This window comes from Lamprobacter sp., from assembly GCF_034860625.1.
Classification (GTDB): Bacteria; Pseudomonadota; Gammaproteobacteria; order Chromatiales; family Chromatiaceae; genus Lamprobacter.
Genome location: NZ_JAYESN010000388.1, coordinates 1 through 2157, shown reverse-complemented (window position 1 = coordinate 2157; position 2157 = coordinate 1). Strand labels below are relative to the sequence as shown.

Annotated in this window: 3 protein-coding genes; all 3 read right to left on the bottom strand. The window is 62.4% G+C overall.

Features of this window, described 5'->3' with window-relative positions; genetic code table 11:
* On the bottom strand, positions 1-283 hold a 283-nt coding region (locus tag VBE63_RS27920; protein WP_323686252.1), incomplete at its 3' end, for a hypothetical protein.
* A gap of 39 nt (positions 284-322) precedes the next feature.
* Positions 323-1774: an ImmA/IrrE family metallo-endopeptidase gene (locus VBE63_RS27915; RefSeq protein ID WP_323686251.1), complete on the bottom strand. Its 1452-nt coding sequence runs from the start codon at positions 1772-1774 to the stop codon at positions 323-325.
* Positions 1775-1871: 97 nt separating this feature from the next.
* A partial coding sequence (locus tag VBE63_RS27910) for a DUF4351 domain-containing protein (protein ID WP_323686250.1) occupies positions 1872-2157 on the bottom strand: 286 nt, incomplete at its 5' end.

Below are 2157 nucleotides of genomic sequence, written 5' to 3'. Positions count from 1 at the left end.
TGAGCGCGCGAACAGGGGATGAGTGTTGAGGGCGGTCAAATGCCCTGCCCCGTTCAGACCCTGGGGCCATGGCGAGCGCGTCAAGCCCCAGGCCGGTGTCGGCATCCAACAGGCGCATGCCGGGTTGGATGAGCTGGCGCAGGAAGGCGTGCTCGGGTTCGGGCCAGGCTTCGACCTCCAGCAGGGTCAGAGTGACGGGGTGGTCGAGATCGGCCGGGACGTTGACCTGGAGGCCGTTGCTGAGGTTGAGGGTCCAGTGCTGTGGCATCGGTTGAGGGGACATCGGTCAGTGGCTTGCAGGCTCAGGCCAAGGTTTGGAGCATCATAACGCCCATCGATCTAAACGCTTGAGTTCGGCTGCGGACATCAAGCGGCTCAGTGCCGAGTTGTTGATCTGATGCAGGGTCAATGTCCGACTGACTTGAAACGTTTCTTCCAGGTCAGCCGCGGCCAGGAGCAGATCCGACTGCGCGCGACAGCGTTGTTCAACTTGCTCGCGCGGTAGTAGGAACTCGGCAGCGAAGGCATTCGCGCGTTGCTCAGGTCCACGCGGTACCTGGCCACCCAACACCTCGGCCACGGGCAACGCATGCGCGCGATCGACCAGCAGATGGCAGATCTCATGAGCCAGGGTTGACCGTCGGCCATTCGCTGTTGAAGCGCATGAGCGATGGTTGATATTGAGTAACACGGCAGGTCCGTGGCGCTCTCCCCAGACAGCCACGGCGTCGATACCCGCCGCAAGATCGATCTCACTGATGATTAAGCCCCACTGGCGGAGTATCTGATCAGTATAGACCCGTTGGTCGCTCGAGATGCCCAGCCGCTGGCGCAGCCATTGAGCCAACTGGTACCCCTGCTCGTAGGCCGGCGCTTGCATCTGAATGACCTGGGTCGCTTGCTCCGCAAGAGCATCCAGGTTTGGCGTGGCAACACTGGGTATCGCGCGGATAGCTTGCAACAGGCCGTGCTGCTGCTCGGCGCCGACGGACGCACCCGTCATCCGGGCAGCCATCAGCAATTCGCCGGGGTGCTGATGCCTATCGGCGCCGGGTTGAACCTCAAACCAGTCATAGAGACGTTGATCATTCGCGATGTCACCGGCTCCGGCCAAAAGACGCAGTTCGCCGAGATCAAGACCCGTGGTGATCGGTAGGAAGTGTTCAGCGACACGCTGTTCGCGTTCAGACCAGCCTTGTCTCGCGGACAGGGCGCGGGATTCCAGACTGGTTTCAAGCAATCTATCCAGAGCGTCACCGATGGCGGCGAGGTCGGACATCGCTTGGGCATGGGGAAGAGAGCGCGGACATTCCAACGCGGGCGACCAGAGTTGCGCGTCCCAGCCTTCGCGCAGGAGCCAGAGTGGCCTGATCGTTAGGCCCCGAAACAGCAATGAGAGGTCATGACGTTGCCGGAAGCCGAAGAGTAGATCTTCTTCCGCCTCGGCCTGGCCAACCGCCAGATCGCGCCAGCGGGCTTCGGCCTCTTGCATCATAAAGCCCGGATGGAGCGGGACGATATTGATCGGATAACCTTGCTCGTGTATCAGCCACGGCCAGATGCGGGCCAGCCCATGCAGGAAGTCGACCAACGGCCAAGGTTGGGCATCGGCAAGCGGGGTCGGCGCTCCGGAGGTGTCTCCCCAGATCGGCGTACCGGCGACGGAGAGGCTGAACCAGGCTTCGGCAAGACCATGGGCTGCCTGGGCGCCGTCTGCCGGCAGTACCCACATCTGAATGCCGCTGTCACTCCCTAGCTGTAGTGCTTGAGCCATGCTTTGAATGCTCCACCAAAACCATCAGCCACCGCGCGTTGCTCGAGCTGACGCAGAATCCTCGGAGGTTGAGGGTCCGGCGGGGCTGCACGGTGGCTCAGTCCCGCGGTTGCGGTATGGATTGCGCGGCGAGCCAGGTCTCAAGGTCGGCGCTGGCGCTGAAATCGAGCAGCGCTTCGATAAGGTCTTCGAGCTGGTCGACGGAGAGCGCTTGGATGCGCGCTTGTTGCGCCTTGCTCAGCGTGCCGAGGCGGCAGCGCAGGAGGCGCAGGGCTACCCGTTGGGCTTCGCCCTGGCGGCCTTCTTCCTGCCAAATCGGCTGGTTTTTTGCCACAATCTCCCGATAGGCACGGGTCTGTTCGAGTGGGGTCAGTTCACCAAGC